At 72.3% G+C, this 15,284-nt stretch carries 11 protein-coding genes; 5 read left to right on the plus strand and 6 right to left on the minus strand.

The window, feature by feature from the left end:
• Positions 1 to 3: 3 nt before the first annotated feature.
• The 5 genes from AB0G08_RS00460 to AB0G08_RS00480 all read right to left on the minus strand — a co-directional run bounded on the left by AB0G08_RS00460 (position 4) and on the right by AB0G08_RS00480 (position 6,647).
• On the minus strand, positions 4 to 1,932 hold the full coding sequence (locus AB0G08_RS00460; RefSeq protein WP_358081044.1) for a fumarate reductase/succinate dehydrogenase flavoprotein subunit: 1,929 nt from the start codon (positions 1,930 to 1,932) through the stop codon (positions 4 to 6).
• A gap of 12 nt (positions 1,933 to 1,944) precedes the next feature.
• Positions 1,945 to 2,751, minus strand: coding sequence for a hypothetical protein (locus AB0G08_RS00465; RefSeq protein WP_357874263.1), 807 nt, complete (start codon positions 2,749 to 2,751; stop codon positions 1,945 to 1,947).
• A gap of 305 nt (positions 2,752 to 3,056) precedes the next feature.
• Positions 3,057 to 4,496, minus strand: coding sequence for a metallopeptidase TldD-related protein (locus AB0G08_RS00470; protein WP_358081047.1), 1,440 nt, complete (start codon positions 4,494 to 4,496; stop codon positions 3,057 to 3,059).
• An 82-nt stretch (positions 4,497 to 4,578) separates the two neighbouring features.
• A complete protein-coding gene (locus AB0G08_RS00475) occupies positions 4,579 to 6,015 on the minus strand; it encodes a TldD/PmbA family protein (RefSeq protein ID WP_358081050.1) in 1,437 nt (478 codons plus the stop codon).
• Between the two features lie 83 nt (positions 6,016 to 6,098).
• Entirely contained in the window at positions 6,099 to 6,647 is a 549-nt protein-coding gene (locus tag AB0G08_RS00480) for a Uma2 family endonuclease (RefSeq protein ID WP_358081053.1), read from the minus strand.
• A gap of 228 nt (positions 6,648 to 6,875) precedes the next feature.
• On the opposite strand from AB0G08_RS00480, the gene AB0G08_RS00485 reads away from it, so the two are divergent.
• The 5 genes from AB0G08_RS00485 to AB0G08_RS00505 all read left to right on the plus strand — a co-directional run bounded on the left by AB0G08_RS00485 (position 6,876) and on the right by AB0G08_RS00505 (position 12,983).
• Entirely contained in the window at positions 6,876 to 7,979 is a 1,104-nt protein-coding gene (locus AB0G08_RS00485; protein WP_357874273.1) for an ABC transporter ATP-binding protein, read from the plus strand.
• A complete protein-coding gene (locus AB0G08_RS00490) occupies positions 7,976 to 9,085 on the plus strand; it encodes a dipeptide ABC transporter ATP-binding protein (RefSeq protein ID WP_358081056.1) in 1,110 nt (369 codons plus the stop codon). The genes AB0G08_RS00485 and AB0G08_RS00490 overlap by 4 nt, the downstream gene beginning before the upstream one ends.
• The gene (locus AB0G08_RS00495; RefSeq protein ID WP_358081059.1) at positions 9,082 to 10,089 is read left to right on the plus strand and encodes an ABC transporter permease; all 1,008 of its coding nucleotides are present in this window, start codon (positions 9,082 to 9,084) and stop codon (positions 10,087 to 10,089) included. Before AB0G08_RS00490 ends, AB0G08_RS00495 begins: the two co-directional genes overlap by 4 nt.
• Positions 10,090 to 10,099: 10 nt before the next feature.
• Positions 10,100 to 11,086 carry an ABC transporter permease gene (locus AB0G08_RS00500; RefSeq protein WP_358081062.1) on the plus strand — a complete coding sequence of 329 codons (987 nt, stop codon included), beginning with the start codon at positions 10,100 to 10,102 and terminating at the stop codon, positions 11,084 to 11,086.
• Positions 11,087 to 11,240: 154 nt separating this feature from the next.
• A complete protein-coding gene (locus AB0G08_RS00505; protein WP_358081065.1) occupies positions 11,241 to 12,983 on the plus strand; it encodes an ABC transporter substrate-binding protein in 1,743 nt (580 codons plus the stop codon).
• Positions 12,984 to 13,072: 89 nt separating this feature from the next.
• On the opposite strand, the gene AB0G08_RS00510 is transcribed toward AB0G08_RS00505, so the two are convergent.
• Positions 13,073 to 15,217: a prolyl oligopeptidase family serine peptidase gene (locus tag AB0G08_RS00510; protein ID WP_358081068.1), complete on the minus strand. Its 2,145-nt coding sequence runs from the start codon at positions 15,215 to 15,217 to the stop codon at positions 13,073 to 13,075.
• Between the last annotated feature and the right edge of the window lie 67 nt (positions 15,218 to 15,284).

Genomic DNA, 15,284 nt, shown 5'->3' on the forward strand with positions numbered 1-15,284 from the left:
GCGTCAGCGCTCCTTCTCGGTCTCGGCGTCGGCGACGAGGGCGTCGAACTCGGCGAGCTCCTCGTCCGTGAGGTACTTGGCCAGCTCCGCGCGGTCGAAGAGGCCGATCAGCTCCGCGCGCATCTTCGGCAGCGGCTTGCGATCCAGCCGCACCGTGTCGCCGTCCAGCGAGCAGACCAGGTTGACCCGGCGCCACGCCGGGTCCATCGCCGGGTGGTCCTCCCGGGTGTGGCCGCCGCGCGACTCCCGCCGCTCCAGCGCCGCCTTCGCGGTGCACTCCGAGACGACCAGCATGTTGCGCAGGTCGAGCGCCAGGTGCCAGCCCGGGTTGTAGCGCCGGCCGCCGCTCGCGCTGACCTTCGCCACCCGCTCCCGCAGCTCCGCCAGCCGCACCAGCGCGTCCTCCAGCTCGCTCTCCCGGCGGATGATGCCGACGAGATCCCCCATCACCGCCTGGAGGTCCTGCTGGAGGGTGTACGGGCTCTCGCCGGTGTCCCGCTGCAACGGCGCCAGGGCCGTCTCCACCGCGGCCTCCACGGCGGCGACGCCCACCTTCGGGCGCGCGGGGAGGCCGTCGGCGTACGTGGCGGCGTGGCCGCCCGCGCGCTTGCCGAACACCAGCAGGTCGGACAGGGAGTTGCCGCCGAGCCGGTTGGAGCCGTGCATGCCGCCGGACACCTCGCCCGCGGCGAAGAGCCCCCGCACGTGGCCGAACGCGGCCCCGCTGTCGGGGTCGACCTCGACGCCGCCCATCACGTAGTGACAGGTGGGCCCGACCTCCATCGGCTCCTTGGTGATGTCGACGTCGGCCAGCTCCTTGAACTGGTGGTACATCGACGGCAGGCGGCGACGGATCTCCTCCGCCGGCTTCCGGGAGGCGATGTCCAGGTAGACGCCGCCCGCCGGCGTGCCCCGCCCGGCCTTGACCTCGCTGTTGATCGCCCGGGCCACCTCGTCGCGCGGCAGCAGCTCCGGCGGGCGCCGGTTGTTGTCCGGGTCGGTGTACCAGCGGTCCGCCTCCTCCTCGGTCTCCGCGTACTGCTTGCGGAAGACGTCGGGGACGTAGTCGAACATGAACCGCTTGCCGTCGGAGTTCTTCAGCACGCCGCCGTCGCCGCGCACCGACTCGGTGACCAGGATGCCCTTCACCGACGGCGGCCAGACCATGCCGGTCGGGTGGAACTGGAGGAACTCCATGTTGATCAGCGTCGCGCCGGCCCGCAGCGCCAGCGCGTGCCCGTCACCCGTGTACTCCCACGAGTTCGAGGTGACCTTGTAGGAGCGGCCGACGCCGCCGGTCGCCAGCACCACCGCCGGCGCCTCGAACAGCACGAACTCGCCGGACTCGCGGTAGTAGCCGAACGCCCCGGCGATCCGGTCGCCGTCGAGCAGCAGCTCGGTGATCGTGGTCTCGGAGAAGACCTTGATCCGGGCGTCGTACGAGCCGTGGTCCCGCTTGTCCTCCTGCTGGAGCGACACGATCTTCTGCTGGAGGGTGCGGATCAGCTCCAGGCCGGTCCGGTCGCCGACGTGCGCCAGGCGGGGGTACTCGTGGCCGCCGAAGTTGCGCTGCGAGATCTTCCCGTCCTTGGTGCGGTCGAAGAGCGCACCGTACGTCTCCAGCTCCCAGATCCGCTGCGGCGACTCCTTCGCGTGCAGCTCGGCCATCCGGAAGTTGTTGAGGAACTTGCCGCCGCGCATCGTGTCGCGGAAGTGCACCTGCCAGTTGTCCCGGCTGTTCACGTTCCCCATCGCGGCGGCGGCGCCGCCCTCGGCCATCACCGTGTGCGCCTTGCCGAAGAGCGACTTGGAGATGATCGCGGTCTTCTTGCCGGCGAGGCGGGCCTCGATCGCCGCGCGCAGGCCGGCGCCGCCGGCCCCGATCACGACGACGTCGTAGTGGTGTCGTTCGATTCGCGTGGTGTTGGTCATGTCAGGGGCCCTCTAGTTGATGAACCGCAGGTCGTTGAACCAGCCGGCCGCGACCGCCATGACGTAGAAGTCCGTCAGGGCCAGCGTGCCGAGGGTGATCCAGGCGAGCTGCATGTGCCGGACGTTCAGGGCGGAGACGAAGGTCCAGGCCCGGTAGCGCACCGGGTGCTTGGAGAAGTGCTTCAGCCGCCCGCCGATGATGTGCCGGCACGAGTGGCAGGAGATCGTGTACGCCCACAGCATCACCACGTTGCCGAGCAGGATGATGTTGCCCAGCCCGAACCCGAAGCCCTTGGGGGAGTGGAAGGCCAGGATCGCGTCCCAGGTGTTGATCAGCGAGATGATCGCGGCGGCGTAGAAGAAGTAGCGGTGCAGGTTCTGGCCGAGCAGCGGGAACCGGGTCTCGCCGCTGTAGGCCTGGTGCCCGTCGGGGACCGCGCAGGCGGGCGGCGACAGCCAGAACGACCGGTAGTAGGCCTTGCGGTAGTAGTAGCAGGTGAGCCGGAACAGCAGCAGGAACGGCAGCGTGAGCGCCGCGTCCGGGATGATCCACCAGCCGGGCAGGAACCGTCCGAAGTGCGCGGCGCCCTCGACGCACCGGTCGGTCACGCAGGGGGAGTAGAACGGGGTGAGGTAGTGGAAGTCCTCGACCCAGTACCACTTGTGCATGAAGACCCGGACCGTCGCGTACGCCACCCAGGCGCCGAGCCCGATCACGGTGATCAGCGGGGCGAGCCACCAGCGGTCGGTACGCAACGTCTTCGCCGCGATGGCGGCGCGCGCCCGCGCTCCCCGCGGCCTCGTTGCCGTTGATGTCATTAGAGTCGTCTCCCTGACAGGACCCTCACGGGCGGATCAAGTTCCGGTCGGCACGCGGACCGGCGAACCCGCACCCGCTTGCCACGTCATGCGCACACCAACGACCGCGCCGGCGATACGGCGCAGCTAAGTGACACACGTTACGCCGATCTTCGCGAGCCGTCCGCGCAAGGCAGTGTCCCGTGTGTCCCGGCCGGTGGAAAGCCCTGAACAATGATCGATGTCCGGATGTTAAGAACCTCACCGGACGCCTGTCCCGCGTACGGCAGCGAACCACCCGGTAGCGTCGCCCGCCCGGGGGCGGCTCAGCCGGAGGCGCCGCCGGTGAAGTTCCACGAGGCGAGCCGCAGCGGCGGCGCCTCCCACCACACCCCATCCGTCCGGTCCGGCTGGCGAACGGCCTGCCGGCCGATTCCGAGCACCGCACCCGGGCCGAGCGCGCGGGGGTAGGACTCGGTGAAGCGCAGGTCGCGGACCGCCCGGGTCACCACGCCGTCCTCGACCAGCCAGACGCCGTTGCGGGTCAGGCCGGTGAGGACCAGGCTCTTCGGATCGAGCACCCGGGTGTACCAGAGGTCGCTGACCAGCAACCCCCGCCCTACGCGCCCGACGAGCGCGGCGGTGTCGGCGTCGACCACCTCCGCCGCGGCGCCGCCCACCGTCGTGCCCGGCGCGCCGTCGGACGCCGCGCCGCTCGGCGTCGCGGTGGCCGGTCCGTCGCCGGCGCCGGCCGTAGCGGCGGGGCACAGGCGCAGGTTGCGGGCCATCGGCCCCCAGGTGGCGGCGGTCGGCGACGCGTGCCCGGTCGAGGTCGCGCCGTCCTCGGCGGCGCTACGCCGGTCGTGCGCCACCGCCCGCGTGGTGCCCGCCTCGACCAGGGTCAGCGCCCGCCGGGGCGTGCCCTCCACGTCGAACGGCAGCCCGGAGCCGGCGAGCGGGTCGTCGACCAGCGTGACCGCCGCGTCGAACTGTTGCGCCCCCGGCTCGGCGAAGGACTGCCGCTCGGCGTACCGCTTGCCGTTGAAGCCGTACCAGGAGAGGTTCTGGAGCAGGTCGGCGACCGCGGCCGGCTCCAGCACGACCTCGTAGCGGCCGGGCGGCAGCTCCACCGGGTCGGCCGCCGCGCGCGCCCTGGCCGCGGCCCGGGCGCCGAGCGCGGCACCGTCGAGATCGGTCAGCCGGTCGGCGCAGAGCCGGGCGACACCGTCGGAGCCGCCCGTGCGGGCGATGCCGTCCATCGCCGCCTCGACGGCGCGGCCCGACGCCGTGTGCCCGGCCGAGTTGGCGAACGCCGAGGACCGGTGCGCCGTGCGGCAGTAGCCGGCCGTCTCCAGCCCGCCGGCCGCCGCCACGAAGGCGCGCACCCGCTCGGCCCGCTCGTCGGGCTCGGCGTGCGCGGTGGCCTCGTCGACGGCCGGGGCGGCCGGCGTCGGCGTCGGCGGGGTGAGCCCGGGCCAGGCCGGGTCGGGCGGGCAGAGCCGCGCGGCGGCGAGGGTGCGCTCCACCAGCGCGCGCAGCCCCTCGGCGGTGACCACGCTGCCGTTGCCCGCGGCGGTCCGTCCGTCGACATGCAGCCGTAGCCGGACGCCGACGCCGGACTCGGCCACGTTCTGGTGGATGTAGGAGTTGGCGAACCGGGTCAGCGCCAGGTCGGCCCGGGTGACCACGGCCTCGGCCTGCGCGTCGGGCCCACCGAGCCGGCGGACCAGCTCCACCACCTGACCGGCGATCTCCAGCTCGCTCATGCCGCATCCCCTCGCTCGCTCGGCGCGCCATCCTCGTGCGTCGCCGCGGGACCCGCCCCCTGCGCTCGCTCGTTCCTCGCGCTCACGCGCGGACCCCCACCCGGACGTTGCGGAAGCGGGCCGGCGCGGCCGGGTGGCCGGTGTGGCCGGTCTGCCCCGGCTGGCCCTTGCCGCAGTTCGGGGTGCCCCAGGCGACGGTCTCGGAGGAGAGCATGTCCATGGAGCGCCAGAAGAGCGGCCCGATGCCGGTGTAGGTGGGGTTGCGCAGCATCCGCCCCCGCCGGCCCCTCTTCACCTCCCAGCCGATCTCGCAGCCGAACTGGAAGTTGAGCCGCTTGTCGTCGATGGACCAGGACCGGTTGACGTCCATCAGCACCCCGTCGTCGGTGGCGGCGACGATCTCCTCCAGGGTGTGCGGGCCGGGCTCGAGGCCCACGTTGGTCATCCGCACCATCGGCAGCCGGGCCCAGCCGTCGGCGCGTACGCTCCCGCCGTGGTCCAGGCCGGCGACGGCGGCCGAGTCGCGGCCGGCGAGCACGCCCACCCAGCGCCCCTCGCGCACCGCGTCCCGGCGGACGGCGGGGGAGCCCTCGTCGTCGAAGCCGAAGCTGCCCAGCGCGCCGGGGATGGTCGGGTCGATGGTGACGTTCATCAGCTCGGAGCCGTAGCGCAGCGAGCCGAGCCGGGACAGGTCCAACCAGGAGGTGCCGGCGAAGGCGGCCTCCCAGCCCAGGATCCGGTCCAGCTCGATCGCGTGCCCGACCGACTCGTGGATCTGGAGGGCCAGCTGCTCGCCGCCGAGGATCAGGTCGGTCTCGCCGGCGGGGCAGGACGGCGCGGTGAGCAGCGCCCGGGACTCCTCGGCGATCCGGGCCGCGTGCGCGGCCAGGTCGAGCGACTCGACCAGCTCCCAGCCGGTGGTGCCGTACTGGCCGCGGTAGCTGGGGTAGGAGCGGCGCTGGGTCTCGCCGTCGCCGACGGAGGTGGCGGAGATGCCGCCGCCGCACTCCCGGATCCGCTGGTCGATCCGGTGCCCCTCGCTGGAGACGAACCACTTGGCCGTGTCCCAGACCTGGTAGAGGCCCTCGGCCACGTCGGCGCCGTGCTCGGCCATGGCGCGGGTCGCCCCGACCAGCAGGTCGCCCTTGGTGGAGAGCGGCACGCCGAGCGGATCGACCGCGCAGGGGGACACCCAGCTCGCGGTGACCGCCTCGACCGGCACCAGGTCGATCGGCGGCCCCGGCACCCGCGCGCTCGCGGCGGCGATCCGCGCGGCGCGCCGGCCGGCCTCGCGGGCGGCGGCGTCCGACAGGTCCGGTACGGCGTGGAAGCCCCAGCCCGACCCGACCAGTGCCCGGACGCCCAGCCCGATGCTCTCGTCCTGGGTCAGCTCCTCGATGTCGCCGTTGCGGGCGGCCATCGACTCGTAGCGGCGGTGCATCACCCGCGCGTCGGCGTAACGGGCCCCCGCGTCGAGCGCGGCCTGCACCGCGGCGGTCGCCGCGTCGAACTCGGTCACGACGGCACCGCCGGACCGCGTCGATGATTCGCTCGCTGGTGCTCGCTCATGCGCCCGACCCTAGGCGAGCACACCGACATCCGTCAGGCGAGCAGATCCGCCGGCCGGATCGTGGCCCGCACCGGCTCGGTCAGCTCGAGGACCTCACCGGCCTTGGTCACCGATCGCTCGACGTAGTGCCCGCCCCGCCGCTGGTGGACGTGCACGGTCAGCGTCTCCTGTTCCACCAGGAGATACCACTCGATGCCGGCCGCCGCGTAGTAGTGCATCTTGAGCACCTTGTCGGTGGCCGCGTTGCCCGGCGAGATGATCTCGCAGACCAGCTTCACGTCGGCCGCCTCGATCCAGGGGTCGTCGAGGTCGATCGGGGCCGTGACGACGAGGTCGGGAACGGGGATGCGACCCGGCCGGAGCCGGACGTTCACCGCTTCCAGCAGCTCCAGCCCGAGGGCTTCGGCGGCGGGTTCGAGAAGGTTGCCCAGCCTGCGTGAGATGCGCTGGTGCCGGGGTGTGGGGGCTGGGGTCACGTGGAGGCTCCCGTCGAAGAGTTCGACGCGCTGCTGCGTCTCGCCGAGGGCGAGGTACTCCTCTTCGCTCCACGGGCCGTCGTGGCCGAACACCGCCGCGGTCATCGTCACCTCCACCTCGTGCCGGGGGACATCCTTCCGGGACTGCCGCGCCCATCGTCGCACCCGCTGTCCGGGTGCGGCAGGTCAACGCCGGTGAATGCCGAGGTGAGGGGTGTTCAGGCCCGTTGCAGAGTCGTTACGCTGTGGCCCGCTGACAGTCCCCGGCTATGTAGCTTATTTTCACCCTCAGTGCTTTCCTGTAAGTTCTCTTCGTCACTGAGGGAGGCGGTCGTGGACAGGCCGGAGTCGGCGCCGTCCGGGAAACCGGACCGCCCCAGCGTGCCGGAGCAGCGCTCCGGCCAGGACCCCTACCTGCGGGTGAGCGACCTGCGGGTCCGTTTCGACACCGAGGACGGCGTGGTGCGCGCCGTCGACGGGGTGTCGTTCGAGGTGGCGCGCGGGCGCACCCTCGGCATCGTCGGCGAGTCCGGTTCCGGCAAGAGCGTCACCTCGCTGGCCATCCTCGGCCTGCACAACGCCAAGCGGACCAGCATCACCGGGGAGATCTCCCTCGGCGGCCGCCAGCTGGTCGGCCTGCCGGACGAGGAGGTACGCCGGCTGCGCGGCCGGGACATGGCGATGATCTTCCAGGACCCGCTGTCCGCGCTGCACCCGTACTACACGGTGGGCAAGCAGATCGCCGAGGCGTACCGGGTGCACCACCCGAAGGCCGGCAAGCGCGAGGTGCGGCAGCGCGCGGTGGACATGCTGGGCCGGGTCGGCATTCCGCAGCCGGCCCGCCGCTTCGACCAGTACCCGCACGAGTTCTCCGGGGGCATGCGGCAGCGGGCGATGATCGCGATGGCGCTGGTCAACGATCCGGACCTGGTGATCGCCGACGAGCCGACCACCGCGCTGGACGTGACGGTGCAGGCGCAGATCCTCGACCTGCTGGCCGACCTCCAGGCCGAGTTCCACTCCGCGATCATCCTGATCACCCACGACCTGGGTGTGGTCAGCCAGGTCGCCGACGAGGTGCTGGTCATGTACGGCGGGCGGGCCGTCGAGCACGGCAGCGTCGAGCAGGTGCTCCGCCGGCCGCAGCACCCGTACACCTGGGGTCTGCTCTCCAGCGTGCCCTCGCTGCACGGCGACGCGGACGCGGACCTGGTGCCGATCAAGGGCAACCCGCCCAGCCTGATCAACCTGCCGTCCGGTTGCGCCTTCCACCCGCGCTGCCGGTACGCAGGCCGCAACGGCGACCGGTCCCGCACGGAGGTCCCCGAGCTGCGCCCGGCGGGCGCGCCCGGCCACCTGGTGGCCTGCCACCTCTCCGCCGACGACCGGACGCTGCTGTACGCGGAGGACATCGCCCAGGTGGGAGTGGCCCGATGAGTAGTGCCCAGGCGGACACGGCGCCGGTGCGACCGGTCGAGACCGGGGAGCCGCTGCTGCGGGTGCGCGGGCTGGCCAAGCACTTCCCGGTGCGCAACGGCCTGCGGCGCACCGGACTGGTCCGGGCCGTGGACGGGCTGGACTTCGACGTGCGGCCGGGCGAGACGCTCGGCCTGGTGGGCGAGTCCGGCTGCGGCAAGACGACCACCGGGCGGATGCTGGTCCGGCTGCTGGAGCCCAGCGCGGGGAGCATCGAGTTCGCCGGGCGGGACATCACCCACGCCGGGCGCCGGGAGTTGCGTCCGCTGCGGCAGGACCTCCAGATCATCTTCCAGGACCCGTACGCCTCGCTGAACCCCCGACACACGGTCGGCCGGATCATCGCGATGCCGTTGCAGGTCAACGGGATCGACCCGCCGGGCGGGGTGAAGAAGCGGGTGCAGGAGCTGCTGGAGCTGGTCGGGCTCAATCCGGAGCACTACAACCGGTACCCGCACGAGTTCTCCGGCGGCCAGCGGCAGCGCATCGGCATCGCCCGGGCGCTGGCCCTGCGGCCGAAGCTGATCGTCGCCGACGAACCGGTCTCCGCCCTGGACGTGTCGATCCAGGCGCAGGTGGTCAACCTGCTCCGCGACCTGCAACGCGACCTGGGCCTGGCGTTCGTCTTCATCGCCCACGACCTGGCCGTGGTGCGGCACTTCTGTCAGCGGGTCGCCGTCATGTACCTCGGCAAGATCGTCGAGATTGGCGACCGGGACGACATCTACGAGCGCCCGCAGCACCCGTACACCAGGGCGCTGCTCTCGGCGATCCCGGACGTGACCAAGCTCGGCCCGGCCGGCCGGATCCGGCTGGCCGGCGACGTGCCCACCCCGCTCAACCCGCCGTCGGGCTGCCGGTTCCGCACCCGCTGCTGGAAGGCGCAGGACATCTGCGCGACGGAGGAGCCGGCGTTGGTGCCCCGCGAAGGCGGCGGCCAGGCCGCGGCCTGCCACTTCCCGGAGCAGGGGCCGGTCGAGGCGGGTCCGGCCGTCGGAGCGGTGGGCGCGGACCCGCCCGTCGGGCCGGGAACGGCCGGCGCGGGCGTCGAGGAGGTGTCGAGATGAGCATGTCCCCGGTGGAGGGCGTGGCGCTGGTCGAGATCGAGTCGGGCGGCGACGCCGACGCGCCGAAGGTGAAGGGCTTCGTCGGCCGCTCGCCCGGCCAGCTCGCCCTGATCCGGCTCCGCCGCGACCGGACGGCGGTGGTCAGCGGGGCGATGCTGGTCGTCTTCGTGCTGGTGGCGCTCTCCGCGCCGCTGATCGAGGCGCTCTACGGGATCAGCCCGCGCGACCAGTTCCAGAACAAGCTGGACGGCTTCGGCATGCCGCTGGGCTACGCCGGCGGCGTGTCGGGCGACCACTTCTTCGGGCTGGAGCCCAACCTCGGCCGGGACATCTTCATCCGGCTGATCTACGGCCTGCGCACCTCCCTGCTGATCGCCTTCGCGGCGGCGGTGATCACGGCGGTGCTCGGCATCGCGCTCGGCGCGCTCGCCGGCTACCTCGGCGGCTGGTTCGACACCGTGATCAACTGGATCACCGACCTGACCCTGGCCATGCCGTTCCTGGTCATCGCGCTGGCCCTGACCCCGACCCTGACGCTGCGCTTCTACGGCGAGCGGGACGCGGTCGACCCGGCCTTCGGGGTCGGGGTGCTGATCGCGGTCTTCGCGATCTTCGGTTGGACCAGCACCGCCCGGCTGGTCCGGGGACAGGTGATCGCGCTGCGCGAGCGGGAGTTCGTGGAGGCCGCCAAGGCCAGCGGCGCCGGCCTCGGGCACATGGTCTTCCGGCAGCTGCTGCCGAACATCTGGGCGCCGATCCTGGTGTCGTTCTCGCTCGCGGTGCCGCAGTTCATCACCAGCGAGGCGGCGCTGTCGTTCATCGGCGTCGGGCTGACGGAGGAGACGCCGAGCTTCGGTCGGATGATCTACCAGAGCCTGGACTACCTCCAGACCGACCCGGCGTTCGTCTTCTTCCCCGGCATCACGATCTTCGCGCTCGTGTTCGCGTTCAACCTCTTCGGCGACGCGCTGCGCGACGCGCTCGACCCGAAGTCGTCCCGGTAGGGGTGGTCCGATGGCGCGCTTCCTGATCAAGCGGATCTTCTCCGCGGTGCTCACCCTCTTCGCGGTGAGCGTGCTGACCTTTCTGATGTTCTTCGCGCTGCCGCGCGACCCGGTCACCGGCATGTGCCCGAAGAACTGCAACCCCGAGCGGCTCGAGCGGGTCCGCGAGGAGCTGGGCCTGCGCGACCCGCTCATCACCCAGTACGCCGGCTACATGAAGGGCATCTTCACGGGCCGCGACCTGGGCAGCGCCCAGGGCGGCAGGTGCGACGCGCCCTGCCTGGGCTGGTCGTACGTCAACAACGAGGCGGTGCTGGACACCATCACCCGGGTGCTGCCGGTGACGCTGAGCATCGTGCTCCCGGCGGCCATCCTCTGGCTGCTGCTCGGGGTCGGCCTCGGCATGGTCTCGGCGCTGCGCCGGGGCACCTGGCTGGACCGCGCGGCGATCGGCTTCTCGCTGACCGGCGCCTCCCTGCAGCTCTACTTCGTCGGGGCGGTGCTGCTGCTGGTCTTCGTCTACAACCTGCGTTTGCTGCCGGTGCCGAGCTACACGTCGATGCTGGACAGTCCGGTGAAGTGGGCCAGCGGGCTGGTGCTCTCCTGGGTCGCCCTGGCCTTCCTCTTCGCCGCGATCTACGCCCGGCTGTCGAGGGCGCAGATGCTGGAGACGCTCTCGGAGGACTTCGTCCGCACCGCGCGGGCGAAGGGCCTGGCCAAACCCAAGGTGTACGGGCGGCACGCGCTGCGCGCCGCGATCACGCCCGTGGTCACCATCGCCGGTCTGGACGTCGGGGCGGCGCTGGGCGGCACGGTGATCACCGAGACCACGTTCGGCCTCCAGGGGCTGGGGCGCACCGCCGTCGAGGCGGTACGGGCCGGCGACCTGCCCACGATCATGGCCACCGTGCTCATCTCGGCGGTCTTCGTGGTCCTCGCCAACGTGCTGGTCGACCTGCTCTACGCCGCCATCGACCCCCGCGTACGGCTGGGCTGACCTGCCGTGCCGGCCGCCGGGCCGGAGCGGGACGTCCGTCGGCCGGACGGCGGTGAAATTTATCGACAACTGTTACACAACTTGTAGGTTTTCTTCTTTACGATCCTCGGGACGTCGGCGTTCACGCCGGTCACCTGGGTGGAGGAGGTAGGAGATGCGACCACGCGTAGCGGCCGCCGCAGGCGGCGCGATCGCACTGGTTGTGGCACTGGGTGCTTGCTCGGAGAACACGGGCGAGGGCACCACGGTGGACACCGAGCGGAAGCAGACCGGGGTCATCGCGACCGACCCGAAGGATTCCATGGGGCCGGCGGCGGAGGTGCCCGGCGCCCAGAAGGGTGGCACCTTCACCATCATCCGGGAGACCCCGATCTCCCACCTGGACCCGCAGCGGACGTACTCGTTCGCCGGCCTGATGACGTCGCCCCTGTTCTCCCGCTACCTGACCACGTGGAAGGACGACGGCAAGGGCGGCCTGGTCCTCGTCGGCGACCTGGCCGAGACGCCGGGCACCAACGTCAACAACGACTGCAAGGTCTGGGAATTCAAGGTCAAGGACGGCGTCAAGTTCGAGGACGGCCGGCCGATCACCTCGAAGGAGATCGCATACGGCATCGCCCGCTCCTTCGACCCGGACCTCTCCGGCGGTCCGACCTACATCCAGGAGTGGCTGGCCGACAGCCCGCAGTTCGACACCAAGTGGGACTTCAAGAAGAACAAGACCTCGCTGCCGCCGGGCCTGACCACCCCGGACGCGAAGACCCTGCGCTTCGAGTTCGCCAAGCCCCGCTGTGACCTGCCGTTCGCGGTCTCGCTGCCGACCACCGCGCCGCTGCCGGCCGACAAGGACACCGGCGTCAACCTGGACCACGCGCCGTTCTCGTCCGGTCCCTACAAGATCGCGAAGAACCAGGTCGGCGTGCAGATCACGCTGGACCGCAACCCGCACTGGGACGCGAACACGGACCCGGTGCGGCACCAGTACCCGGACCAGTTCGTCTGGAGCTTCGGCCCGACCGCCGACGCCGCGAACAACCGGGTGATCGCGGACAACGGCGCCGACCAGAGCGCCATCGCCTTCAACTACGTGCCCGGCTCGCTGGTCGCCAAGGTCGCCAACGACCCGGCGCTGAAGCAGCGCAGCATCCTCTCCCCGACGCCGAGCTCCAACCAGCTCGTCATCAACAACCAGCGGGTGAAGGACCTGAAGGTCCGCCAGGCGCTGAACTACGCCATCGACCGGGAGGGCCTGATCAAGTCCGTCGGCGGGCAGACCGTCGCCTCCCCGCTGACCACGCTCATGCCGCCGTCCACGATCGGCTACAAGGCGTTCGACGCCTACCCGGCCGGCGCCAACGGCAACGTCGACAAGGCCAAGGAGCTGCTCGGCGGCCAGACGCCGGAGCTGGTCCTCGGCGTCGCCGACAACACGTCCGAGCAGCAGATGGCCACCCAGCTCAAGGGCAACCTGGAGCGGGCCGGCTTCAAGATCACCGTCCGGAACATCCCGGACGACTCGAAGCTCGACGAGGTCAAGAAGAAGGACAACCCCTGGGACCTGTACATCGGTAACTGGGCGGCGGACTGGCCGAGCGGCGCCTCGATCCTGCCGGTGCTCTACGACGGCCGCACCATCAAGGCCGAGGGCAACAGCAACAGCGCGTTCTTCAACGACCCGGCGATCAACGCCGAGTTCGACCGGATCCTGGCCCTGCCGCCGACCGAGCAGGGCCCGGAGTGGGCCAAGCTCGACGAGCGGATCATGAAGGAGCACGCGCCGGTGGTGCCGCTCTACGTCGACGTGGCCTACCTCGTGCACGGCTCCAAGGCCGGTGGGGTCTTCATCTCCAGCGTCTTCGGCTACCCGTCGTTCGTGAACGCGTTCGTCAAGCAGTAACCGCACCGCACCTGGGGGCCCCGGTCGACGACGTCGTCGACCGGGGCCTCGTGCGTCCGCCGCCGCGCCTGGTTATCCGACGCGCGTTGCTATCCGAGGTGGCGGCGGACGAAGTCGAGTTCGAGCCTGAGCAGGCGCTCGGCGGTGCCCCCGGCGGCCATGTGGGTCGCCCCGGTCAGCGGGAGCACGGAGTGCGGCCGGCCGGTCGCCAGCAGCGCCGCGGAGAGCCGCAGCGTGTGCGCGGCCACCACGTTGTCGTCGACCAGACCGTGCACCAGCAGCAGCGGCCGGGCCTCGTCCGGCCGCTGCACCGGCTCGCCGGCCAGCTCCACCAGCGAGTGGTGCGCGTAGATGTCCGTGCCGTCGTCCGGCAGGCCCAGGTAGCGCTCCGTGTAGGCCGTGTCGTACAGCGCCCAGTCGGTGACCGGCGCCCCGACGATGCCGCACCGGAACAGCTCCGGGTGCCGCAGCACCGCCAGCCCGGCCAACCAGCCGCCGAACGACCAGCCGCGCACCGCCACCCGGTCCAGGTCCAGGTCGGGGTGCTTGCCGGCCAACGCGGTGAGCGCGTCCACCTGGTCGAGCAGGACGACGTCGGCCACCCGCCGGTGGATCGCCTTCTCGAAGGAGGGGGCCACACCCGGCGTGCCGCGGTTGTCGATGGTGACGACCGCGAAGCCGGCGTCGGCCCACCACTGCCGCTCCAGCCACGCCGCGCGGGCCGCGAGCACCTCCTGGTGCCCCGGCCCGCCGTAGACGTCCAGCAGCACCGGCAGCCGCCGGCCGGTGACGTGGTTGTCCGGGTAGAGCACGGCCGTCGGCAGCCGCCGGTCGGTGACCCGCTCCAGCAGCGGCAGCGGCGCGTACGGCGGGGTGGCGGCGAGCGAGCGCAGCACGGCGACCTCGTGCTCGCCCCGCCACACCGTCCACCGGGTGCCCGCGTGGTCGAGCGTGGCGCTCCCCACCACCAGCACGTCCCCGCCCACGGCGGCGGTGTGCCAGCCCGGGTCGGTGGTGATCCGGCGGGCGTCGACGCCACCGCCGATGGTGGTGCGCACCCGGAACAGGTGCCGCTCGCTCGGCTCCCCGTCGCTCGCCTCCACCAGCAGGTCGGCCGGGCCGCTGCCGCCGGGCAGCCGCCCCACCACCCGCCGCACGTAGAGCGACGGCGGGGTGAGCAGGGTGCCGTCGGCGAAGAGGCAGCGGGCGTCGTACCCGTCGTGGGCGAGCTCGCCGCCGACGAGCACCCGGCCGTCCGGCAGGTGCGCCGGGGTGCCGGGGATCGGCTCCACCCAGCGCGGATCGGCCAGCTCGGCGTGCACCTGGGTCTCGCCGGTGCGCGGGTCGACGGCGAGCACCAGGCCGTGCTGCTGGGAACGGCGCAGCACGGTGATCAGCGGCCCCCCGTCGGCCCAGTGCACGGCGGTCAGGTACGGGTAGGTCTCCCGGTCCCAGTGCACGTCGACCCAGCCGTCGTCGAGGTCCAGCAGGTGCAGGCTGACCTCGGCGTTCGCGCTGCCCGCCCGGGGGTACGCGACCGTGGTCGGCGGGCTCGCCGGGTCGGCCGGGTCGTGCAGGTGCCAGCGCTGGACCCGGGACTCGTCCACCCGGGCGGCCAGCACCGAACGGCCGTCCGGCGCCCACCAGTAGCCGCGGAACCGGTGGAACTCCTCGGCCGCGATGTGCTCGGCCAGCCCCCAGGTGACCCCGGAGTCCTCGCCGGCCAGCAGGGTGTCCGTGCCGTCGTGCTCGACCACCCGCAGCTGCCCCCGGCGCACCCCCTCGGCGGCGTCGGTGACGTAGGCCAGGCGCTGCCCGGTGGGGTCGGGCCGGGGGTCGAGCACCGGGCCGACGGTGGCCACCTCGACCACGTCGCCGTGCACCAGGTCGGCCCGGAACAGCCGCCCGGCCAGCGCGAAGACCGCCACCCGCCCGGCGCCGTCCAGCGCGTACGAGCCGATGCCGGAGGCGCTCAGCCGCAGCCGCTCGCGCAGCGCGCGCTCGCCCGGGCTCAGCGCGTCGGCGTCGGCGTCGGCCCCGAGCAGCGCCGCCGGGTCGGCGACCAGCCGCTCCTCGCCGGTCTCCACGTCGAGCAGCCAGAGCGCGTCGGCCGGGTCCTCCGGGCCGGCCGAGCGCAGGAAGACCACCCGGGAGCCGTCGTCGGCCACGGTGACCGCCCGCGGCGCCCCGCGGCTGAACCGGCGGGTGCGGGCGGCCAGCTCCGGAAAGTCCACAGCCCCGATCGTAGAGCGGCGACCGGGGGTGATGTGGCCGACCTGCGCGGACGCGTCAGGGCCGGCG

It is taken from the genome of Micromonospora sp. NPDC023644 (assembly GCF_040640115.1).
Taxonomy (GTDB): domain Bacteria; phylum Actinomycetota; class Actinomycetes; order Mycobacteriales; family Micromonosporaceae; genus Micromonospora.

Bases quoted from the DNA above. Each gene is read 5' to 3' on its own strand.
- AB0G08_RS00500 (WP_358081062.1), top strand. From the start codon at position 10,100: ATGGCGCGCTTCCTGATCAAGCGGATCTTCTCCGCGGTGCTCACCCTC.
- AB0G08_RS00495 (WP_358081059.1), top strand. From the start codon at position 9,082: ATGAGCATGTCCCCGGTGGAGGGCGTGGCGCTGGTCGAGATCGAGTCG.
- AB0G08_RS00505 (WP_358081065.1), top strand. From the start codon at position 11,241: ATGCGACCACGCGTAGCGGCCGCCGCAGGCGGCGCGATCGCACTGGTT.
- AB0G08_RS00470 (WP_358081047.1), bottom strand. From the start codon at position 4,496: ATGAGCGAGCTGGAGATCGCCGGTCAGGTGGTGGAGCTGGTCCGCCGG.
- AB0G08_RS00460 (WP_358081044.1), bottom strand. From the start codon at position 1,932: ATGACCAACACCACGCGAATCGAACGACACCACTACGACGTCGTCGTG.
- AB0G08_RS00480 (WP_358081053.1), bottom strand. From the start codon at position 6,647: ATGACCGCGGCGGTGTTCGGCCACGACGGCCCGTGGAGCGAAGAGGAG.
- AB0G08_RS00465 (WP_357874263.1), bottom strand. From the start codon at position 2,751: ATGACATCAACGGCAACGAGGCCGCGGGGAGCGCGGGCGCGCGCCGCC.
- AB0G08_RS00490 (WP_358081056.1), top strand. From the start codon at position 7,976: ATGAGTAGTGCCCAGGCGGACACGGCGCCGGTGCGACCGGTCGAGACC.